The organism is Candidatus Effluviviaceae Genus I sp. (assembly GCA_016867725.1).
Lineage (GTDB): Bacteria > Joyebacterota > Joyebacteria > Joyebacterales > Joyebacteraceae > VGIX01.
Genome location: VGIX01000006.1, coordinates 39,357 through 60,819 on the forward strand (window position 1 = coordinate 39,357; position 21,463 = coordinate 60,819).

Annotated in this window: 22 protein-coding genes; 21 read left to right on the top strand and 1 reads right to left on the bottom strand. The window is 70.9% G+C overall.

Translation table 11 applies throughout. The features are described 5' to 3' along the window. Positions 1-22 precede the first annotated feature (22 nt). The 19 genes from FJY74_03060 to FJY74_03150 all read left to right on the top strand — a co-directional run bounded on the left by FJY74_03060 (position 23) and on the right by FJY74_03150 (position 19,166). The gene (locus FJY74_03060; protein MBM3307282.1) at positions 23-559 is read left to right on the top strand and encodes a hypothetical protein; all 537 of its coding nucleotides are present in this window, start codon (positions 23-25) and stop codon (positions 557-559) included. Next, positions 556-2,217 carry a methylmalonyl-CoA mutase gene (locus FJY74_03065; GenBank protein ID MBM3307283.1) on the top strand — a complete coding sequence of 554 codons (1,662 nt, stop codon included), beginning with the start codon at positions 556-558 and terminating at the stop codon, positions 2,215-2,217. Before FJY74_03060 ends, FJY74_03065 begins: the two co-directional genes overlap by 4 nt. Before the next feature lie 11 nt (positions 2,218-2,228). Continuing rightward, entirely contained in the window at positions 2,229-2,672 is a 444-nt protein-coding gene (locus FJY74_03070; GenBank protein MBM3307284.1) for a VOC family protein, read from the top strand. Further along, positions 2,669-3,715 (top strand): leucine dehydrogenase, encoded by a 1,047-nt coding sequence (locus FJY74_03075; GenBank protein MBM3307285.1) that lies wholly within the window; start codon positions 2,669-2,671, stop codon positions 3,713-3,715. Before FJY74_03070 ends, FJY74_03075 begins: the two co-directional genes overlap by 4 nt. A gap of 67 nt (positions 3,716-3,782) precedes the next feature. Beyond that, positions 3,783-4,829 carry a hydroxymethylglutaryl-CoA synthase gene (locus FJY74_03080; protein ID MBM3307286.1) on the top strand — a complete coding sequence of 349 codons (1,047 nt, stop codon included), beginning with the start codon at positions 3,783-3,785 and terminating at the stop codon, positions 4,827-4,829. A gap of 70 nt (positions 4,830-4,899) precedes the next feature. Next, on the top strand, positions 4,900-6,057 hold the full coding sequence (locus tag FJY74_03085) for a thiolase domain-containing protein (protein MBM3307287.1): 1,158 nt from the start codon (positions 4,900-4,902) through the stop codon (positions 6,055-6,057). A gap of 19 nt (positions 6,058-6,076) precedes the next feature. Next, positions 6,077-6,472 carry a Zn-ribbon domain-containing OB-fold protein gene (locus FJY74_03090; protein ID MBM3307288.1) on the top strand — a complete coding sequence of 132 codons (396 nt, stop codon included), beginning with the start codon at positions 6,077-6,079 and terminating at the stop codon, positions 6,470-6,472. 3 nt (positions 6,473-6,475) lie between these two features. Continuing rightward, complete coding sequence (locus FJY74_03095; protein MBM3307289.1) at positions 6,476-8,083, top strand: methylcrotonoyl-CoA carboxylase; 1,608 nt, start codon at positions 6,476-6,478, stop codon at positions 8,081-8,083. 16 nt (positions 8,084-8,099) lie between these two features. After that, the gene (locus tag FJY74_03100) at positions 8,100-8,891 is read left to right on the top strand and encodes an enoyl-CoA hydratase/isomerase family protein (protein ID MBM3307290.1); all 792 of its coding nucleotides are present in this window, start codon (positions 8,100-8,102) and stop codon (positions 8,889-8,891) included. Next, entirely contained in the window at positions 8,888-10,390 is a 1,503-nt protein-coding gene (locus tag FJY74_03105) for an acetyl-CoA carboxylase biotin carboxylase subunit (protein MBM3307291.1), read from the top strand. The genes FJY74_03100 and FJY74_03105 overlap by 4 nt, the downstream gene beginning before the upstream one ends. Further along, positions 10,345-10,920, top strand: a complete 576-nt coding sequence (locus FJY74_03110) for a biotin/lipoyl-binding protein (GenBank protein ID MBM3307292.1) — start codon at positions 10,345-10,347, stop codon at positions 10,918-10,920. The genes FJY74_03105 and FJY74_03110 overlap by 46 nt, the downstream gene beginning before the upstream one ends. A 56-nt stretch (positions 10,921-10,976) precedes the next feature. Beyond that, positions 10,977-12,134 carry an acyl-CoA dehydrogenase family protein gene (locus tag FJY74_03115; GenBank protein MBM3307293.1) on the top strand — a complete coding sequence of 386 codons (1,158 nt, stop codon included), beginning with the start codon at positions 10,977-10,979 and terminating at the stop codon, positions 12,132-12,134. A gap of 3 nt (positions 12,135-12,137) precedes the next feature. Then, positions 12,138-13,253 (top strand): butyrate kinase, encoded by a 1,116-nt coding sequence (gene buk / locus FJY74_03120; protein ID MBM3307294.1) that lies wholly within the window; start codon positions 12,138-12,140, stop codon positions 13,251-13,253. Between the two features lie 50 nt (positions 13,254-13,303). Next, the gene (locus tag FJY74_03125) at positions 13,304-14,089 is read left to right on the top strand and encodes an enoyl-CoA hydratase/isomerase family protein (GenBank protein ID MBM3307295.1); all 786 of its coding nucleotides are present in this window, start codon (positions 13,304-13,306) and stop codon (positions 14,087-14,089) included. A gap of 29 nt (positions 14,090-14,118) precedes the next feature. Then, a complete protein-coding gene (locus FJY74_03130; protein MBM3307296.1) occupies positions 14,119-15,192 on the top strand; it encodes a Glu/Leu/Phe/Val dehydrogenase in 1,074 nt (357 codons plus the stop codon). Further along, positions 15,186-15,953: a biotin--[acetyl-CoA-carboxylase] ligase gene (locus FJY74_03135; protein MBM3307297.1), complete on the top strand. Its 768-nt coding sequence runs from the start codon at positions 15,186-15,188 to the stop codon at positions 15,951-15,953. The genes FJY74_03130 and FJY74_03135 overlap by 7 nt, the downstream gene beginning before the upstream one ends. After that, positions 15,946-16,545 carry a thymidine kinase gene (locus tag FJY74_03140; GenBank protein ID MBM3307298.1) on the top strand — a complete coding sequence of 200 codons (600 nt, stop codon included), beginning with the start codon at positions 15,946-15,948 and terminating at the stop codon, positions 16,543-16,545. Before FJY74_03135 ends, FJY74_03140 begins: the two co-directional genes overlap by 8 nt. Before the next feature lie 12 nt (positions 16,546-16,557). After that, positions 16,558-17,928, top strand: coding sequence for a 3-hydroxyacyl-CoA dehydrogenase family protein (locus FJY74_03145; protein MBM3307299.1), 1,371 nt, complete (start codon positions 16,558-16,560; stop codon positions 17,926-17,928). After that, positions 17,925-19,166, top strand: a complete 1,242-nt coding sequence (locus FJY74_03150; GenBank protein ID MBM3307300.1) for a 3-ketoacyl-CoA thiolase — start codon at positions 17,925-17,927, stop codon at positions 19,164-19,166. Before FJY74_03145 ends, FJY74_03150 begins: the two co-directional genes overlap by 4 nt. Before the next feature lie 33 nt (positions 19,167-19,199). On the opposite strand, the gene FJY74_03155 is transcribed toward FJY74_03150, so the two are convergent. Further along, positions 19,200-19,673 carry a hydrogenase iron-sulfur subunit gene (locus FJY74_03155; protein ID MBM3307301.1) on the bottom strand — a complete coding sequence of 158 codons (474 nt, stop codon included), beginning with the start codon at positions 19,671-19,673 and terminating at the stop codon, positions 19,200-19,202. On the opposite strand from FJY74_03155, the gene FJY74_03160 reads away from it, so the two are divergent. Together FJY74_03160 and FJY74_03165 are read left to right on the top strand one after the other, a co-directional pair. Beyond that, complete coding sequence (locus FJY74_03160) at positions 19,672-20,607, top strand: YggS family pyridoxal phosphate-dependent enzyme (protein MBM3307302.1); 936 nt, start codon at positions 19,672-19,674, stop codon at positions 20,605-20,607. The two genes, FJY74_03155 and FJY74_03160, sit on opposite strands and share 2 nt — an antisense overlap. Positions 20,608-20,623: 16 nt before the next feature. After that, positions 20,624-21,454 carry a purine-nucleoside phosphorylase gene (locus tag FJY74_03165; protein ID MBM3307303.1) on the top strand — a complete coding sequence of 277 codons (831 nt, stop codon included), beginning with the start codon at positions 20,624-20,626 and terminating at the stop codon, positions 21,452-21,454. Positions 21,455-21,463 lie beyond the last annotated feature (9 nt).

The following is a 21,463-nucleotide window of genomic DNA, read 5'->3' on the forward strand; positions in this document are numbered from 1 at the left end:
CGCGGGAGCGCGAGGGGGCGCCGTGAAGTACGTGGTCCGGATCGGGGGCGAGGACATCGGCGTCGTGGTCGAGCGCACCGCCTCGGGTCTCGAGGTCACCTCGGGGGGCGAGACGCGCGCGGCCGACCTCGTGCGCGTCGGCCCCTCGCCGGTGTACTCGCTTCTCCTCGGCGACCGCTCGTACGAGTTCTCCGTGAACCGCCGCGACGGGGTCCACGAGATCGTGCTTCACGGCGAGACGTACGCGGCGAAGGTCCTCGACGAGCACGCGCTCCTCATCGCGGCGGCGTCGCTCGGCGGGCAGGAAGGCGGCGGCGGCGAGACCGTCGCCGCGCCGATGCCCGGCATCGTGGTCGGCATCTCGGTCGAGGTCGGCGCGCGCGTCGAGGCGGGGCGCGGGGTGGTCACGCTCGAGGCCATGAAGATGGAGAACGAGCTCCGCTGCGAGCGCGGAGGCGTCGTGAAGGAAGTCCGCGTCAAGGTGGGGCAGGGCGTCGCGCAGGGCGAGCCGCTCCTGGTCATCGGGGAGGCCGCCGGCGAGGCGGAGGTCGCGCGGTGAAGGAGGACGGGACCGACAGGGAGCGCTGGGAGCGCGAGACGCTCCGTCCGTGGCTTCAGCAGTCGCCCGAGCGGACGGGGGGCTTTCGCACGCTCTCCGGCATCGAGGTCGGGCCGGTGTACGACGTGAGCGACCTCGGCGGCGCGCGCGGCGAGGCGCTCGGTCTGCCCGGCGAGTTCCCGTTCACGCGCGGCGTGCACCCCACGATGTACCGCGGGCGCCTGTGGACCATGCGGCAGTACTCCGGGTTCGGCGACGCCGTGGAGACGAACCGGCGATTCCGATACCTCCTCGAGCACGGCCAGACCGGCCTGTCCGTCGCGTTCGACCTCCCGACGCAGATGGGCTACGACGCCGACCACGAGATGGCCGAGGGCGAGGTCGGGCGCGTCGGCGTCTCGATCTGCTCGGTCGAGGACCTCAAAGCGCTCTTCGACGGCATCCCGCTTTCCGATGTGAGCACCTCGATGACCATCAACGCCACGGCGCCGATGCTCATGGCGATGGTCGTCGTGGCCGCCGAGGAGACCGGCGCGGATCCGCGCTCGCTGCGCGGGACCGTGCAGAACGACGTCCTGAAGGAGTACGCCGCGCGAGGGACCTACGTGTTCCCGCCCGCGGCGTCCGTCGCGCTCGCGCTCGATCTCGCGGCGTACCTCAACGAGCGCGTCCCGCGCTGGAACGCGATGTCCGTCTCCGGCTACCACATGCGCGAGGCGGGCGCGACCGCCGTGCAGGAGGTCGCGTTCACGCTCGCCGACGCCATCGCGTACGTCGAGGCGGCGAAGGCGCGCGGCCTCGACGTCGCGTCGTTCTGCGAGCGGCTGTCGTTCTTCTTCGACGCGCACATGGACCTCTTCGAGGAGGTCGCGAAGCTCCGCGCCGCGCGGCGGATGTGGGCGCGGATCGTCCGCGACCGCTTCGGCGTCGCCTCGCCCCGCGCGCAGATGCTCCGCTTCCACACGCAGACGGCCGGCGTCGCGCTCACCGCGCAGCAGCCGGACGTGAACGTCGCTCGGGTGACGCTTCAGGCGCTCGCGGCGGTGCTCGGCGGCACGCAGAGCCTCCACACGAACTCGCGCGACGAGGCGCTGGCGCTCCCCACCGAGGAGAGCGCGCGGCTCGCGCTCCGCACCCAGCAGGTGATCGCCGAGGAGAGCGGCGCGGCGTCGGTCGCCGACCCGCTGGGCGGCTCGTACTTCGTCGAGTGGCTCACCGACCGCATCGAGTCCGAGGCGGCCGAGGAGATGCGCGCGATCGAGGCGCTCGGCGGCGCGACGGCCGCCATCGAAGAGGGACACTACCAGCGCGCGATGGCCCGGAGCGCCTACCGGCAGCAGAAGGAGATCGAGGAGGGGACGCGCGGGATCGTCGGCGTGAACCGGCACCGCGTGGACGAGCCGGCGCGCTTCGAGACGCTGCGCGTGAAGGCGCGCCTGCGCGAGGCCCAGTCGGAGGCGCTTTCCGACCTCAGGGCGGGGCGCGACGGAGCAGCCGTCGCCGCGTCGCTCAGGCGGCTTGCGGAGGCTGCGCGCGCGGGAGGGCCGGCGATGCCGGCGCTCGTCGAGTGCGCGCGGGCGCGCGCCACGCTGGGCGAGATGACCGCGGCCCTCGAGGGCGTGCACGGGCGGTACCGCCCGTCGGGGCGCGCGTGGTAGGAGGGATCGCCGTGGACAACCCCGCGCCGGGCCGCGCGAACGCCGTGACGCGCGTGGACCACATCTCCATCCTCGTCCGGAACGTGGACTCCGCGATGGAGTTCTACGTCGGCCTCCTCGGCATGGAGGTCGTGAAGGTCGAGAACTCCGAGCTCCACGGCGTGCGCGCGGCGTTCCTGCGCGCCGGCGACGTCATGATCGAGCTCATCGAGCCCCTCGGGCCGGGGCCTCTTGAGGACCTCCTCGAGAAGCGGGGACCCGGGTTCCATCACGTGTCGTTCGAGGTCCCCGATCTCCCGCGCGCGCTCGCGGACGTCGCGGCCGGCGGGATCCGCGTCATCGACGAGAAGCCGAAGCCCGGCGTCGAGGGCGGGAGGATCGCGTTCCTCCACCCGAAGAGCACGCAGGGCGCGATGATCGAGCTGTGCGACAAGAAGGAGTTCGAGAAGCCATGAGCATCTTCGAGCGCATGAAGAAGGGCGGCCACGAGCAACTCGTCTTCTGCTTCAACCGGCCGACGGGGCTGCGCGCGATCATCGCGATCCACGACACGACGCTCGGGACGTCCGTGGGCGGGACGAGGCTCATGGCGTACGCGGGCGAGGACGAGGCCGTCGTGGACGCGCTCAGGCTCTCGGAGACGATGACTTTCCAGAGCGCGTCGCTCGAGGGCGACATGGGCGGCGGCGCCGCGGTGCTCATGGCCGACGATCCCGCCGAGCCCGACGAGGCGTACTTCCGGGCGTTCGGGCGGTTCGTCGAGGGCCTGAAGGGCCTCTTCCTCACGTATCCCGGGTTCGGCACGACCGACCGGCAGTTCCGCCACGTGCGCCGCGAGACGACGAGCGTCGTGCCCATGGAGGGGAACCACGAGCTCACCGCCGTCGGTGTCATCGCCGGCATGAAGGCGTGCGTGCGCGACCTGTTCGGGACCTCGAGCCTCCAGGGGCGGCACGTCGCGGTGCAGGGCGTCGGCAAGGTCGGGCAGCTCCTCGTGGACGAGCTTGGGGCCGAGGGCGCCGAGGTCACGGTCACCGACGTCCGCTACGACCAGATCAAGGCGGTGCAGGACCGCCACGCGGGCGTGCGCGTCGTGCGGCCGGACGAGATCGTGTCCGTCGCGTGCGACGTGTTCTCTCCCTGCGCCGTGGGCCGCGTGCTGAACGACGAGACGATCCCGCGGCTCCGCTGCCGCATCGTCGCCGGCGCGGCGTCCGACGTCCTCGAGGAGCCGCGGCACGCCGACGCGCTCAAGGAGCGGGGCATCCTCTACGCGCCCGACTTCGTCATCGGAGGCGCGGAGCTGTACCAGACCGAACCGGAGTTCCGCGACGCGACGCGCGAGCGGCTCCGCGAGGAGGCGACGCGGATCCACGACGTCATGGCCGCGCTCATCACCGAAGCGAAGAAGGCGGACGCGACGCCGTACCGGGTGGCGGTGGACCGGGCGGCGCGGCGGGTCGAGAGGATCGGCACGGTGCGGAACATCATGTGCTGAGACCGGCAGTCGGCATGGGCCGGCGGCGCGCTCGCGCCGCCACGAGGCGGAGGGAAGCGAGGACAGCATGGCAGGGATCATCGGATACGGCGCCTACATGCCCCGGAACAGGATCAAGGTTGAGGAGATCGCCAAGGTCTGGGGGGCCGACGCGCCGAGCTACAAGAAGGGGCTCATGCTCCGGGAGAAGGCGGTCCCGTCACCCGACCAGGACACCATCACGATGGCCGTCGAGGCCACGAAGCACGCGCTTCGGCGCGCGAAGATCGACCCGAAGCGCATCGGCGCGGTCTACGTGGGCTCCGAGTCGCACCCGTACGCGGTGAAGCCCTCGGGCACGGTGCTCGCCGACGCCATCGGCGCCACGCCGGAGGTGCACTGCGCCGACTTCGAGTTCGCGTGCAAGGCGGGTTCCGAGGCCATGTTCGTCTGCATGGGCCTCGCGGACGGCGGGGCGATCGAGTACGGGCTCGCCGTCGGCGCCGACACCTCGCAGGGCGCCCCCGGCGACGCGCTCGAGTACTCGGCCGCGGCCGGCGCCGCCGCGTTCATCATCGGAAAGGGCCCCGGCGTCGCGAAGGTCCTGACCACGTACGCGTTCATGACCGACACGCCCGACTTCTGGCGCCGCGAGCACATGCACTACCCGCGCCACGCCGGGCGGTTCACCGGCGAGCCCGCGTACTTCAAGCACGTGCTGGGCTGCGCGAAGGGCCTCATGGAGAAGGCGGGCGCCAAGCCGGCCGACTTCGCCTACGCGGTCTTCCACCAGCCGAACGGCAAGTTCCCGATGCGCGCGGGGCAGATGCTCGGATTCAAGAAGGAGCAGATCGAGCCGGGGTGGCTTTCGCCGACGCTCGGGAACACCTACTCCGGGTCGTCGCCGATGGGCCTCACGGCGACGCTCGACGTGGCGAAGCCGGGCGACAGGATCCTCATGGTCTCGTACGGCTCGGGCGCGGGCAGCGACGGGTTCATCTACGAGGTGACCGACAGGATCGAGGAGGTCCGCGACGCCGCGCCGAAGACCCGCGCGATGCTCGACGCGAACAAGCGCTACATCGACTACGGCACCTACGCGAAGTTCCGTCGCAAGATCCGGATGGGCGAGTAGCGGCGGGAGCCCGCGCGGCCGGTCCGACGCGGGCGGCCTCAACACGACGGATCAACCTGGGAGAACACTCATGAGGGACGTAGCAGTCATCGGCGTGGGGATGCAGAAGTGGGGCGAGCTGTGGGAGAAGTCGCTCCGCGACATCTTCACGGAGTCCGCGCTCCTCGCCATCGACGACGCGGGCGTCGACCACATCGACGCCATGTACGTCGGGTGCATGACGAGCGGGCTGTTCGTCGGCCAGGAGCACCTTGGCTCCGTGATGGCCGACTATCTCGGCGTGGCGCCCATCCCGTCGGTCAGAGTGGAGAGCGCGTGCGCGTCGGGCGGCGTCGCCTTCCGGCAGGCGTTCATCGACGTCGCGTCCGGCGTTCACGACATCGTGCTTGCGGGCGGCGTCGAGAAGATGAACGACATCGACGGCGGCGGGGCGACCCACGCGCTCTCGACCGCGGCCGACGCCGAGTACGAGGTCTACCACGGGGTCACGTTCCCCGGCCTGTACGCGATGATGGCCGTGGACCACATGCACAAGTACGGCACGACGCGCGACCAGCTGTCGCACGTCGCCGTCAAGAACCACAGGAACGGCTCCAGGAACCCGCTCGCGCAGTACCCGTACGAGCTCACCCTCGAGCAGGTCGCCGGGTCGCTCCTCGTGGCGGACCCGATCACGATCCTCGACTGCTCGCCGATCACCGACGGCGCGGCGGCCGCGATCCTCTGCCCGCTCGACATGGCGAAGCGGCTGTCGAAGAGGCCGCCGGTGAAGGTGCTGGCGTCCGCGCACGCCACGGACACGATCGCGCTCCACTCGCGCCCCGACATCTCGTGGCTCTCGGCGGTCGAGAAGGCAGGTGAGAAGGCGTACAAGGCCGCCGGCCTGGGGCCGAAGGACATCAGCTTCGTCGAGGTGCACGACTGCTTCACGATCGCGGAGATCTGCGCGATCGAGGCGCTCGGGTTCTTCGAGAGGGGGAAGGGCGGGCGCGGCGCCGAGAGCGGCGAGACGGCCGTCGGCGGCAGGATCCCCGTCAACCCGTCGGGCGGCCTCAAGTCGAAGGGGCACCCGGTCGGCGCGACCGGCGTCGCCCAGGTGCTCGAGGTCGTGAAGCAGCTGCGCGGCGAGTGCGGCGGGCGCCAGGTGAAGGGCGCGACGATCGGCATGACGCAGAACATGGGCGGCGTCGCCGGCTCCTGCGCGGTCCACATCCTTGGTTCCGTCTAGCCCCTGAGGAGGTCACGCGATGTCGACGTCAGCAAGGTACTGGAGGGAGATCCCGCAGCGCTACCGGCTGGAGGCCGCGAAGTGCCGGAAGTGCGGCAAGGTGCACTTCCCGCCGCGGGTCATCTGCAACACGTGCCGCGGCCGGGAGTTCGAGAAGGTCGTCCTTCCTGATGCCGGCAGGCTTCTCACGCACACCGTCATCAGGATCGGCCCGAGCGCGTTCAGCAACGAGACGCCGTACGCGATGGGCATCGCCGAGCTCGACGGCGGCGTGAGGTTGACCGCGCAGATCGCGGACGTGGAGTTCGACGAGCTCACGGTCGGGATGCCGGTCCGCATCGAGTTCCGGAAGCTCCGCGAGGAAGGCGAGGCCGGCATCCTCTGCTACGGGTACAAGTTCGTGCCTGCGAGGTGACCGATGTACCGCATCGAGAGCAGGGTGGACACGAAGGGCGCCGCGTTCCAGGAGAACCGCGCGAGGATGCGCGCGCTCGTGGACGAGTTCCGCGAGCGTCTCGACCGCGCGAAGGAGGGCGGGCCTACGTCGCAGCGCGAGCGGCACAGGAAGCGCGGGAAGCTCCTCGTGCGGGAGCGGCTCGAGCGCCTGTTCGACCCGGGCACGCCGTTCCTCGAGCTTTCGCCGCTCGCGGCATACGGGATGTACGACAACGAGGCCCCGGGGGCCGGCATGGTCACGGGCGTCGGGCGGGTCCACGGGCGCGAGGTCCTCGTCGTCGCGAACGACGCGACGGTGAAGGGCGGCACCTACTTCCCGATGACCATCAAGAAGCACGTGCGGGCGCAGGAGGTGGCGATGGAGAACCGCCTCCCGTGCGTGTACCTCGTGGACTCCGGCGGCATTTTCCTGCCGCACCAGGCCGGCACCTTCCCCGACCGCGACCACTTCGGCCGCATCTTCTACAACCAGGCGCGGCTCTCGGCGGTGGGCGTCCCGCAGATCGCGATCGTCATGGGCTCGTGCACGGCGGGCGGCGCGTACGTCCCGGCGATGAGCGACGAGGCGGTCATCGTGAAGGAGCAAGGCACCATCTTCATCGGCGGGCCGCCGCTCGTGAAGGCCGCGACGGGCGAGGAGGTGACCGACGAGGAGCTCGGCGGTGCCGACGTCCACTGCCGCATCTCGGGCGTGGCCGACCACTACGCGCTCGACGACGCCCACGCGCTCGCCGTCGCGCGGAACATCATCGAGAACCTCGACGCGCCGAAGCGGTTCGAGCTCGACGCGGACGAGCCCGAGGACCCGGCGTACGACCCCGAGGAGCTCTTGGGCATCGTGCCGACGGACCTTCGGAAGGCGTTCGACATGCGGGAGGTCATCGCCCGCATCGCGGACGGCAGCCGCTTCCAGGAGTTCAAGGAGCTCTACGGCCCCACCATCGTGACGGGCTTCGCGCGCGTCATGGGATACCCGGTCGGCATCCTCGCCAACAACGGCGTGCTCTTCTCGGAGAGCTCGCTCAAGGGCGCGCACTTCATCGAACTCTGCACGATGCGGAAGATCCCGCTCGTCTTCCTTCAGAACATCACGGGGTTCATCGTCGGGCGGCAGTACGAGCACGGCGGCATTGCGAAGGACGGCGCGAAGCTCGTCCATGCGGTCGCCAACGCGGACGTGCCGAAGTTCACGGTCATCGTCGGCGGCTCGTACGGCGCCGGCAACTACGCGATGTGCGGGCGCGGCTACAGCCCCAGGCTCCTGTGGATGTGGCCGAACGCGAAGATCAGCGTCATGGGCGGCGAGCAAGCGGCGAACGTGCTCCTCACCGTGAAGATGCGGCAGCTCGAGAAGGAGGGCGTCGTCATGACGCCCGAGGAGCAGAAGGCGTTCAAGGCGCCGGTGATCGAGCGGTACGAGAACGAGGCGTCGGCGTACTACTCGACGGCGCGCCTGTGGGACGACGGCATCCTCGACCCGCTGGACACGCGGGCGGCGCTCGCGCTCGGCATCGCGATGGCGCTCAACGCGCCGGTCCCTGACCAGAAGTACGGCGTGTTCAGAATGTAGGGCCACGGGGGAGACGATGGGCGGACACACAACGCTTCGGACCGCCGTCGCCGGCGAGATCGCGACGGTCACGCTCTCGCGGCCGGAGGTCAAGAACGCCTTCGACGACGCGATGCTGCGCGAGCTGCTCGAGGTCTACCGCGCCTTCGCCGACGATCCGTCCGTGCGCGTCGTCGTGCTGACCGGCGAGGGCGACTCGTTCTGCGCGGGCGCCGACATCAACTACATGCGGCGCACCGGCGCGTACACGTTCGAGCAGAACTACGCCGACGGCATGGTCATCTCGGACGTGATGGAGGCGATCCACACGCTCCCGAAGCCCACCATCGCGCGCGTGAACGGCTACGCGATCGGCGGCGGCGCCGGGCTCATGGCCGCCAACGACATCGTCGTGGCCGCGGACACCGCGGTCATCAGCCTGTCCGAGGTCAAGATCGGTCTCGTGCCGGCGTGCATCTCGCCGTACGTGGTGCTCCGCGCCGGGGCGGGCGCGTGCCGCGAGTTCTTCCTCACGGGGGAGCGGCTGACGGCCGAGAAGGCGTTCCGGCTGGGACTCGTCAACGCGGTCGTCCCGCGCGAGGCGCTCGACGACGAGGTCGCGACGATCGCGAAGCGCACGCTCTCGGGCGGGCCGGAGGCGCTCCGCGTGTGCAAGGACCTCCTCGACGACGTGATGTTCATGCCGCTGTCCGAGGCGAAGGCCCACACGGCGCGCGTCATCGCCGAGGTGCGGGCCTCCGATGAGGCGCGCGAGGGCATGGCGGCGTTCCTCGAGAAGCGGAAGGCGCGCTGGAACAGGGGCTCATGAAGAAGATCCTCATCGCCAACCGGGGCGAGATCGCGGTCCGCGTCGCGCGGGCCTGCCGCGACGCGGGCATCCCGGCGGCGGCCGTCTACTCCGACGCCGACCGCGCGTCGCTCCACGTGCTCGAGGCCGACGAGGCCGTGCGCATCGGGCCGGCCCCGGCGCTCGAGAGCTACCTCAACGTGGACGCCGTCATCGGAGCCGCGCGCACCGTGGGCGCCGACGCGGTCCATCCGGGCTACGGGTTCCTCGCCGAGAACTGGCAGTTCGCCAGGCGCTGCGAGGACGAGGGGCTCACGTTCATCGGGCCGCCGTCGGCCGCCCTCCATCTCGTCGGCGACAAGATCCGCTCCCGCGAGACCATGCGCGGCGTGGGCGTTCCCATCATCCCCGGGATGCTCGACGCCGGTGGCGGTGACGAGGCGTGCGCCGCGAAGGCGCGCGAGATGGGCTACCCGGTGCTCGTCAAGGCGTCGGCGGGCGGCGGCGGGAAGGGCATGCAGGTCGTCCGGAGCGCGGCCGACCTTCCGAACGCGCTTGCGACCGCGCGCCGCGTGGCGAAGTCCGCGTTCGGCGACGACACGGTCTACGTCGAGAAGCTCATCGAGCGGCCGCGCCACGTCGAGTTCCAGGTCCTCGCCGACCGGCACGGCAACGTCGTGCACCTCTTCGAGCGCGAGTGCTCCATCCAGCGGCGGCACCAGAAGATCGTCGAGGAGTCGCCCTCGACGGCGCTCACGCCGGAACTCCGCGCCCGGATGGGCGAGACGGCCGTGAAGGCGGCGAAGGCGTGCGGGTACCAGAACGCGGGGACGGTCGAGTTCCTTCTCGCGGAGGACAGGAGCTTCTACTTCCTCGAGGTCAACGCGCGCATCCAGGTCGAGCACCCCGTCACCGAGCTCGTCACGGGCGTGGACCTCGTGCGCGAGCAGATCCTCGTCGCGTCGGGCCGCCCGCTCACGCTCAAGCAGTCCGACCTCGCGCAGCGGGGCCACGCCATCGAGTGCCGCATCTACGCCGAGGACCCGGCGAACGACTTCCTCCCGTCGCCCGGCCGCATCCTGAGCCTCTGCGAGCCGGCCGGCCCCGGCGTGCGGCACGACTGCGGCATCTACGAGGGGTGGGACGTGCCGGTCCACTACGATCCCATCCTCTCGAAGCTCATCGTGCACGCCGCCGACCGCGAGACCGCGCGCCTGAGGATGCTCCGCGCGCTGTCCGACTTCGTGGTGCTCGGCATCGCGACGACCATCGACTACCTGCGCGAGATCGTCGCGAGCGAGCCGTTCGCGAAGGGCGACACGCAGACCGACTTCATCGAGAAGCACATGGCGGGGCGGCCGGCGGGCGCGGCCGACGCCGCCGCGCTCGAGGCCGCGCTCGTGGCCGGCGCGATCTTCCTGTCCGCCGGGTCGGCGCCCGCGCGCGCCGGCGGCAGGCGGCGCGAGCAGTCGCCGTGGGACACGCTTGGGGCGTGGAGCATCGGCCGCAGGTCATCCTGAAGGGGGAGCCCTTGCGCTTCGAGTTCACTGTCGGCGGCCGGGCGCACGTCGTCACGGTCGAAGGGAAGCCCTCCGACGCGAACGTCTCGGTCGACGGACGCGACGGGCGCCGCCTCGACTGGGCCACGATCCCGGGCGGCGTGATCTCGATGGTCGTGGACGGCAGGTCGCTCACCGCGCGCGTCGCGCGGCGCGACGGCGGGCTCGCCGTCTGGGTCGCGGGCCGCCGCTTCGACCTCGAGACGGGCGCGGCCGACGACGCGGTCGGCGGCGCGCGGCACGGCGGCCGGGCGAGCGGCAGCGTGAAGGCGCCGATGCCCGGCACGGTCGTCAAGGTGCTCGTGAAGGAAGGGGACGAGGTGGCCCTCGGGCAGAGCCTCGTCATCGTCGAGGCGATGAAGATGGAGAACGACGTCAGGGCCCCGGTCGCCGGGACCGTCAGGAAGGTGACGGTCGCGCCGGGCGCCTCCGTCGGGACGACCGAGGCCATGGTCGAGATCGAGCCCGCCGCGGAAACGGGCGCGGCGTAGGGCCGGGTGCGACGACGCCGGGCGGCCGCTCCGGCCGCCGCGAGAAGGGGATGCGCATGCTGAGCATGTTCTACACGAAGGACGAGAACGCGTTCCGCGACGAGGTCAGGGCCTTCGCAGAGAAGGAGGTCGGGCCGTTCGCCGACGAGATCGAGCGCACGGCCGAGTATCCGCGCGAGGTGCTGCGCCGCGTGGGCCAGGCGGGCTACATGGGCGCGATGATCCCGAAGGAGTACGGCGGGACCGGGAAGGGGATGGTCGCCGAGACCATCATCGCCGAGGAGATCTCGGCGGTCTCGCCGGTCGTGGACGTGTCGCGCGGCGTGACCTCGGTCTACTTCGCGCCGCCGGTCCACAAGTTCGGCTCGGACGCGCTTCGGCAGAAGTACCTGCGACCGATCGTCACGGGCGAGAAGATCGGCGCCATCGGCATCACCGAGCCCGACGTCGGCTCCGACACCGCGGGCATGAAAACGCAGGCCGTGAAGGACGGCGGCGACTTCGTCATCACCGGGGAGAAGCGCTTCATCACGAACGGGAGCCAGGCCGACTTCATCCTCGTGTTCGCGATCACCGACCCGTCGGTGAAGGCGCGCGACGGCATGACCGCGTTCGTCGTGGAGACGTCGTGGCCTGGCTTCAGCGTCGTGAAGGACTACGACCTCATGGGGATGCGCGGGGCGCGCGTCTCGCACCTCAAGTTCGAGGGCGTCCGCGTTCCGGCACGTCACGTCGTGGGGAAGGTGAACAAGGGCTTCGCCGTCCTCATGGACGAGCTCGACACCGAGCGCACCTCGCTCGCCGCGGGCGCGGTGGGCTACTCGCGCGCCGCGTTCGAGATCGCCGTCGAGCACTCGGTGAAGCGGCAGCAGTTCGGGAAGGAGATCCGCGCGTTCGAGGGCATCTCGTTCAAGATCGCCGACATGGCGACGAAGCTCGACGCCGCGAGGCTCCTGACGCTCGAGGCCGCGCGCCGCATCGACGCAGGTCTCCCGGCGACGCGGCAGGGCGCGACGGCGAAGCTCTTCGCCACACTCGCGGCGCAGGAGATCGCCTACGAGGCGCTCCAGGTGACGGGCGGGGACGGCTACACGAAGCAGAACCGGACCGAGCAGCTCGCGCGCGACGCCAGGCTCATGACCATCGGCGGCGGGACCGCGGAGATTATGCGGTTCATCATCCAGCGCGAGGTCTACAGGGAGAGGGGCCACTAGCCGATGTCGGACCCCAAGGGACGGAAGGCGGAGAGGGTCCTCGCGATCAACCCCGGGAGCACCTCGACGAAGCTCGCGGTGTTCGACGGGGACGAGTGCCTCTGCGAGGGGGTCGTCCGCCACAGCTCACTCGAGCTCGGCAGGTTCGAGCGCATCTGGGACCAGTACGAGTACCGCAAGGCGGCCGTCCTCGAGTTCCTCGCCGACCACGGCATCGCGCTCCGGTCGCTCTCGGCCGTCGTCGGCAGGGGCGGGCCCTTCCGCCCGACCGTGAGCGGCACCTACCGGGTGAACCCGGAGATGATCGCCGACGCCCGCGACGAGGTGCAGGGGCCGCACCCCTCGAACCTCGGCGCCGTGCTCGCGTACGGCATCGCATGGGACCACGGCCTCGAGGCGTTCATCGTTGACCCGCCGTGCGTGGACGAGCTGGACCCCGTCGCGCGCTACTCCGGCATCCCCGAGATCGAGCGGACGAGCCTCGTGCACGCCCTCAACATCAAGGCCGTCGCGAGGACGGTCGCGGCCGACCTCGGCAAGGGCGTCTGCGACGCGAACCTCGTGGTCGCGCACCTCGGCGGGGGCGTGAGCGTCTGCGCCCTCAGAAAGGGGCGCATGGTGGACGTCTCGAACGGCCTGTCGGCTGGGCCGTTCACGCCCGAGCGCGCGGGCACGCTGCCCACCGTGAATCTCGTGAAGATGTGCTTCTCCGGCTCGTACACCGAAGCCGAGGTCATGCGGAAGCTCGTCGGCGGCGGCGGGCTCGTCGCCTACCTCGGGACGAGCGACGTCGCGGAGGTCCTCCGGCGCGAGGAGGCCGGCGACGCGCGGGCGCGCGGCGTGCTCGCCGCGATGGTCTATCAGATTGCGAAGGAGATCGGCGCGATGGCGGTCGTGGTCGGCAAGGACCTCGACGCGGTCGTGCTCACCGGCGGCATCGTGAAGTCCGAGGTCATCGCGGAGCGCATCGCGGCGAAAGTCCGCTTCCTCGGGCGCGTCATCGTCGTGCCCGGCGAGGACGAGCTCCGCGAGCTGGCCCTCGGCTGCCTGCGCGCGCTCCGTGGCGAGGAAGAGGTCCGGGTCTATCCCGAGACCGTGGACGACGGCGGCTGCCACTGACCAGGCGGCCGGCGCCGCCGGCCGACGATCACGACGGGGGAGGACGCACCGTGAGCTACCGGAACATCCAGGTCGAGAGGGACGGCATCCTGGCCGTCGTCACCGTCAACCGGCCGGACGCTCTGAACGCGCTCGACACGACGACGATGTCCGAGATCAACGAGGCGATGAAGGAGCTCGGCGTCGACGACGGCGTGGCGGCGGTCATCGTGACCGGAGCGGGCAAGGCGTTCGTCGCCGGGGCGGACATCGTCGAGCTCTCGAAGCTCGGCGCGATGAAGGCGCGCGAGGCGTCGAGGCTCGGGCAGGAGACGTTCTCGCGCATCGAGAACCTGCCGAAGCCGGTCGTCGCGGCGCTCAACGGGTTCGCGCTCGGCGGCGGCCTCGAGCTCGCGATGGCGTGCGACATCAGGATCGCCTCGACGAAGGCGAAGCTCGGGCAACCCGAGGTCAAGCTCGGCGTCACGCCGGGGTTCGCCGGCACGCAGCGGCTCCCGCGGCTCGTGGGGCTCGGCCGCGCGCTCGAGATGCTGCTCGTCGGCGAGCCCATCGACGCCGAGACCGCGCTCCGCTACGGCCTCGTGACGAAGGTCGTCGAGCCCGACGCGCTCATGGCCGCGGCGAAGGAGCTCGCGCTCACCATCGCGTCGCGCGGCCCGGCCGCGGTCGCGCTCATCAAGGCGTGCGTCGTGCGGGGCGTGAACGCGGACATCGAGGTCGGCGGCTCGTACGAGTCCGAGACCTTCGGGACGTGCTTCGCGCTCGGCGAGGCGCAGGAGGGCATCCGGGCGTTCCTCGAGAAGAGGACGCCCTCGTGGTCGCGGAAGAAGAGCTGACGCGTGACGGCGGCCGGCGGAGGTTCCCGATGAAGGTGTTCGAGGCGCTCGCCCAGTCCGACCACGAGCAGGTCTCGTTCGTGTTCGACGAGGCCGCCGGGCTGCGCGGCATCATCGCCATCCACAGCACCGTGCTCGGGCCCGGCATCGGCGGGACGCGGATGCGCGAGTACGCGCGCGACGAGGAGGCGCTCGAGGATGCGCTGCGGCTGGCGAAAGGGATGACCTACAAGGCCGCCGCCGCGGGGCTCAACTTCGGCGGCGGGGCCGCGGTCATCATGGGCGACCCGCGGCGGGACAAGACCGAGGTCCTCTTCCGGGCGCTGGGCCGGCGGATCGAGAGCCTGAACGGACGGTACATCACCTCGCAGGGTCTCGGCACGAACGTCGAGGACATGCAGTGCGTCCGGCTCGAGACGAGGCACGTCGTGGGGCTGCACGCCGCGTACGGCGGCTGCGGCGACACCGCGCCCATCATGGCGCACGGCGCGATCGCCGGCATGAAGGCGTGCCTCGAGGAGACCGGAGCGCCGCCCAGCCTGCGCGGCCTCACGGTCGCGGTGCAGGGCCTCGGGCGGGGCGGCCGCGCCCTCGTGCGCCGGCTGCTCGACGAGGGCGCGACGGTCGTCGGGAGCGACGCAAGCCCCGCGGCCGTCGAGGCGGCGCGGGCGTCCTTCGACATCGAGGTCGCCCCGCCGGAAGGCATCTACGACGTCCCGTGCGACGTCTGGAGCCCGTGCGCCGTGGGCGAGATCCTGAACGACCGGACCATCCCGCGGCTCCGCGCGAAGATCGTCGCGGGGCCCGCGAACAGCCAGCTTGCGGAGCCGCGCCACGCCGGCATGCTCGCCGAGCGGGGCATCCTCTACGCGCCGGACTTCGTGTTCAACGCCGGCGCGCTCATCGCCGTGACCGAGGAGATCGCCGGGTTCTCGCAGGAGCGGGCGATGCGCCGGGCCGAGGACATCGGCGCGGCGCTCAAGGAGGTCTTCGCGGTCGCGCGCGAGCGCGGCGTCAACACGGCCGAGGCCGCCGACGCGCTCGCCGAGCGGAGGATCCGGGAGGTCGCGTCGCTGTCGGGACGGGTGAGGGGACGATGCTGACGGTCGTCGGGCGGCGCGTGGTCCGCGTCGCGAGCGTGGGCTCGACGAACACCGAGCTCCGCGCGCTCGCCGACGCCGGCGAGCCCGAGGGGACCGTCCTGGTCGCCGACGAGCAGACCGCCGGCCGCGGCCGCGCCGGGCGCCCGTGGTTCTCGCCGGCGGGCCGCGGGCTGTGGTTCTCGTTCCTCCTGAGGCCGAACCGCCCCGCGGCGGAGGTCGCGGGGCTCTCCGTGGCGACGGCGCTCTCCGTCGCGAGCGCGCTCCGCGGGGCGCCCGGCGTGGACGCCCGGGTGAAGTGGCCGAACGACATCGTCGTGGGCGGGCGCAAGCTCGGCGGAGTGCTCCTCGAGTCGCGGCAGGCCGCGGGCGGCGCGGTCGAGAGCGTCATCGTCGGCGTCGGGATCAACGTGAACGTCGCGCCCGACGAGTTCCCTGCCGAGATCGCCCTCTCGGCGACGTCGCTCTCGACGCTTCTGGGCCGCCGCGTGTCGCGGCAGGAGACGCTCCGGTCGCTCCTCGAGCGCCTCGATGCGGACGCTCGTCTGTTCGCCGAGAGCGGGCTCACCGCGTTCCGCGCCAGGTGGCTCGAGCTCTCCGCGACGCTCGGCCGGCCCGTCGAGGCGGCGACCGCGGCGCGGACCGTGCGCGGGACGGCGGTGGACCTCTCGCCGGACGGCGCGCTCGTGGTCGAGACGGACGACGGGCGTCGGACCGAGGTCCGGCACGGGGACGTGAGGGTGCCGGGAGGCCCCGATGGCTGACAGGCGCGAGGAGGCCGGCGCGATCGAGGTCATCTGCGGGAGCATGTTCTCCGGCAAGAGCGAGGAGCTCATCCGCAGGCTCAGGCGCGCGAAGATCGCCAGGCAGAAGGTCGTGGCGTTCAAGCCGCGGATCGACGACCGCTACGACGAAGAGGACATCGTCTCGCACGACGAGCGCCGCATCGAGTCGATGCGCGTGGACCGGGCCGCCGAGATCCTGCGGCGCGTGCCCGACGACGCTCAGGTCGTCGGGATCGACGAGGCGCAGTTCCTCGGGCCGGACCTGCCGCGGGTCTGCGAGACGCTCGCGGGGCGCGGCGTGCGCGTCATCGTGGCGGGCCTCGACCAGGACTACCTCGGCCGCCCGTTCGAGCCGATGCCGGCGCTCCTCGCGGTGGCCGAGTACATCACGAAGACGCTCGCGGTGTGCGTGAAGTGCGGAAGACCCGCGAACCGGACGCAGCGCATCATCGCGTCGCGCGAGCGGGTCGTCGTCGGCGCGTCCGAGGCGTACGAGGCGCGGTGCCGGCACTGCTGGAACCCGGAGGAACCAGGCGGGCGAAGGCCCGAGGAACCGTCCGAGAAGTCCTGAAGGGGGTGGCGAGTGAAACTCGATGAGAGACTGGAGAACGTCGCCGTGCTCGGCGCGGCCGGGAAGATGGGAAGCGGCATCGCGCTGCTCCTGGCCACCGAGATGGCGATGCGGAAGCTCGAGCCCGAGCATGCGAAGCGGCCCTACTGCCTTCACCTGGTCGACGTGAGCGAGGAGGCGCTGTCGGGGCTTCTGGGCTACCTGCGGGACCAGCTCACGAAGAGCGCGGAGAAGAGCATCGTGGCGCTGCGCGCGGCGTACGCGGGCCGCGAGGACCTCGTCGAGAACTACGACGTCATCGCCGCGTTCGTGGACGGCGCCATGTCCATCGCGCGGCCGAGCTCGAAGCTCGAGAGCGTCGCCGGGTCGCGCCTCATCTTCGAGGCGATCATCGAGAGCAAGGGCATCAAGATCGACGTCTTCCGGAAGCTCGACGCGCTGTGCCCGGGCGCCTACTACCTCACGAACACCTCGTCCATCCCGATCACCGTGCTGGACGAGGGCGCGAACCTCGGCGGCCGCATCATCGGCTACCACTTCTACAACCCGCCCGCGGTCCAGAAGCTCCTCGAGCTCATCAGCTCGAAGCGCACGCTGCCCGCGGTCGTCGAGCTCGGGACCGAGCTTGCCGGTCGGCTGCGCAAGAAGGTGTTCCTCGCGAACGACATCGCCGGGTTCATCGGCAACGGCCACTTCATGCGGGACATCCTCCACGCGACGGGCGAGGTCAGGAGGCTGTCGGGCGAGCTCGGCGAGACCGGCGCCGTCTACGCGATGAACCGCATCAGCCAGGACTTCCTCGTGCGGCCGATGGGCATCTTCCAGCTCATCGACTACGTCGGCGTGGACGTGTGCCGGTTCATCATGCAGGTCATGACGGAGCACACGCCGGGCGTGGCGCTCAAGGACGACCTGCTCGACCGGATGGCCGCCGCGGGCGTCCTCGGCGGCCAGTACGCCGACGGAAGCCAGAAGGACGGCATCGTGAAGTACGAGAAGGGACGGCCGGCGGGCATCTACGATCTCTCGAAGCGCGGCTACCGGCTCTTCTCGGACGGCGACTGGACCTCGAAGGCCGACGCGAAGCTCGGGCCGCTCCCCGCCGGGCACGCGCCGTGGCGCGCGCTCCTCGCGGACCCCAAGAAGGGGGAGAAGCTCGCGTCGTACTTCGCCGCCCTCGCGTCGCTGAACACCGAGGGCGGGCGGCTCGCCGGAGCGTACCTCAGGCGCTCGATGGAGATCGGCGAGAAGCTCGTGGCCGACGGCGTGGCCAACTCGGCCGACGACGTGAACGGCGTGATGACGAACGGGTTCTATCACCTCTACGGGCCCATCAACGAGTATGCGGCGTCCATGGTCGGCGGCGCGGGAGGCGTCCGATGAAGAAGCTCAGGCGGCGCGTGTTCATGACGGCGGGAAGCAACACCATCTCGCTCGGCACCGGGCGGAAGGAGTTCCACCCCAAGAAGCCGCGGCCGGGGCTCGAGCACTACATCAAGGAAGCGGGGCAGGGGGCGCTCGCGCAGGTCAGCGGCCCTGACGCGATCGACGAGGGCGTCATCGGCAACTTCATGGCGGCGCGCTTCAACCGGCAGGGCAACCTCGCCGCGATGATGCCGCTCGTGGACCCGAAGCTCGAGTACAAGCCGCTCATCCGCGTCGAGGGCGCGTGCGGCTCCGGCGGGCTCGCGCTCGCGACGGCCGTGCGATCGATCCTCGCGGAGACCGCCGAGACGGTGCTCACGATCGGCGTCGAGGTGCAGAACACGGTCAAGGCCGTGTACGGCGCCGACATCCTGGCGGGCGCGGGCCACTACGCGAGCCAGCGCAAGAGCGGCCACGCGTACTTCTTCCCGAGCAAGTTCTCCGACCGGGCCTGCGCCGCGTACAAGGAGTTCGGCTACGACAAGGTGCGCGAGGCGATGGCGCGCTGGTACGAGCGGGCCGTGCTCAACGCCCGGAAGTGCCCGAAGGCGCAGGAGCACCACAACGCCATCGAGGACCTCTTCGCCGCCGGCATGACGAAGCCGAACCCGAAGACCTTCTGCGAGTGCATCAACGTCTACGACTGCTCGAAGGTCTCGGACGGCGCCTCGGCGGTCATCTTCGCTTCCGAAGAGGGCCTCAAGAGGCTCGGCGTGGAGAAGAAGGACGCGGTCGAACTGCTCGGCTTCGGGCAGGTCGTTGCCGACATCTCGAAGGACCCCGAGTCCCAGACGCAGCTCACGACGAGCGCGCGGGCGGTCAAGCAGGCGCTGGGGATGGCCGGGCTGACCGCCGCGGACGTCGGCATGCTCGAGGTGCACGATTGCTTCACCATCGGGGGGCTCCTCTCGCTCGAGGCCGCGGGGTTCTGCGGGTACGGCGAGACCTACGACTTCGTCCGCGAGGGGCGCACGGCCCCGGACGGCGACATCCCGACCAACCTGTCGGGCGGTCTCGTGGGGTACGGGCACTACACCGGTGGGACCGGCGTGCGGCAGGCGGCGGACATCGCCATGCAGCTCTCGGGGAAGCCGGACGGCCAGCGCATCAACGTGAAGAAGCCCATCGGGCTCATGATCTCGATGGGCGGGAACGACCGGACCGTGGTGTCCTGCGTGTTCGGACGGGCGCAGTAGGGGACGGGGAAGCGCGGGGAGAGCGGACGGCTGTCAGGAGGCGGAGGGGCTCGCTGCGGCGGGTCCTTCCGCCTTCTCGTTCGAGCGCCGGGCGGCGCACGGTCCCAGCGCCGCGATCCGCTCGACGAACGCGTTGATCACCTCCCGGAACCTCGTGCCCTCGCTCGCCGAGACCCACTCGAGGGCGAGGCGCTCGGGCTCGATGCCCAGGTCCTTCAGGACGCGGCGGAGCAGCACCACGCGGCGCATCGTCCTGTGGTTCCCCTCGACGTAGTGGCACTCGCCGGGGTGGCAACCGGCCACCATCACGCCGTCGGCGCCGGCGACGAAGGTCTCGAGGATGAGCTCGGGGTCCACGCGGCCGGAGCACATCGTCCGTACCACGCGGAAGTGGGGGGACATCTTGAGCCTCGACACGCCGGCGAGGTCGGCGCCGGCGTACGCGCACCAGTTGCAGCAGAAGACGATGACCGTCGGCTTGAAGGCGCCCTTCTCGCGCTCCGTCATGGCGGCTCCGCTTCCGTCCCCGTGTCCCGGGAGGCTCCGTCAGGATCGTGGGGCCGGTCGGCGCCGGCCCCGTGGCAGAGAGAATACACCCTGCGGCTCGCAAGCGCAACAGGACTCAGGACAACAAGTTGCGGGCGGGGCGGCGACGACGGCCCCTGAGGCGCAGCCGGATTCAGCGTTGCGGCGCCGGCCCCCGCGGGCTATAATCTCCCCTTCGCCGCGGCGGAAGGGAGGGCGGTGCGTGGGCGTGCGTGAGAGCGTCCGCCAAGTCCTGAGCAGGATGGAAGATGCGGCGGACCGCGCCCTGCGCGACCCTGCCGAGATCACGCTGGTCGCCGTGACGAAGACGGTGCCGGTCAAGCGGATCATCGAGGCGGTCGAGGCCGGCGTGACCGCGATCGGCGAGAACAGGGTGCAGGAGGCCGGGCGCAAGTTCGAGGAGCTCGACCTCCCCGTCGAGAAGCACCTCGTGGGGCACCTCCAGACCAACAAGGTCCGGGACGCCCTCGGGCTCTTCGACCTCATCCAGTCGGTGGACAGCGTGAGGCTCGCGCGCGAGATCTCGCATCGCGCGGACGCGGCGGGGAAGACCGCGCGCGTGCTCGTCGAGGTCAACACCTCGGGGGAGGGGACGAAGAACGGCCTCCCGCCCGACGAGGCGGCGGCCGCTGTCGAGCAGATGGCCGGCCTTCCCGGGCTCCGGGTCGAGGGGCTCATGACGGTGGGGGCGTTCCTCCCGGACCCCGAGGACGTCCGCCCGTGCTTCAGGCGGCTCCGGGCGCTGCGCGACGAGATCGAGGAGCGCGTCGTCCCCGGCGTGAGCATGGCGCACCTCTCGATGGGCATGACGAACGACTTCGAGGTCGCGGTCGAGGAAGGCGCCACGCTCGTGCGAGTCGGGCGCGCGATCTTCGGCGAGCGGCCGACGGACTGACGACGGAGGACGGACGATGGCGAAGGACACGACGCTGGCCGAGCGCATCGGGAAGGCCGCCGACTACGTGCGGAAGCGCACCGACCTCAAGCCGCAGGTCGCGGTCGTCCTCGGGAGCGGCCTCGGCGACCTCTCCGGCATCACGCGCGACGCGGTGACGATCCCGTTCGGGAAGATCCCGAACTTCCCGACGTCCTCGGTGCAGGGGCACGCGGGCGAGCTCATGATCGGGAAGATCGGGCGGAAGACCGTCGCCGTCATGAACGGCCGCGTGCACTACTACGAAGGCTACACGATGGAGGAGGTGGCCTTCCCGGTCCGCGTCCTCCGCGCCCTCGGGGCGAAGAAGCTCGTCCTCACCTGCGCCGCGGGCGGCATGAACCCGCTGTACGAGCGCGGTGACATCGTGGCGGTCGTGGACCACATCAACCTGACCGGCGACAACCCGCTCATCGGGCCGAACGACGACCGGCTCGGTCCGCGCTTCCCCGACATGTCCGAGCCCTACGACCGCGAGTACCTCAAGGCCGTCGAGGACATCGCGCTCGAGGAGCGGATCCGGCTCAGGAAGGGCGTCTTCATCGGCGTGGCGGGGCCGAACCTCGAGACGGCCGCCGAGTACCGGTTCCTGAGGATGATCGGCGGCGACGTGGTGAGCATGTCCATGATCGCCGAGAACATCGCCGCCGTCCACGGCGGCATGCGTGTCGCCGGGTTCGCGGTCGTGACCGACATGTGTCTCCCGGATGCGCTCAGGGAAGCGAGCCACCTCGAGATCCTCAAGGCGGCGAAGTCGGCGGCGCCCAAGCTCACGAAGCTGGTCGCGCGGCTCATCGAGAAGATGTAGAGGCTCAAG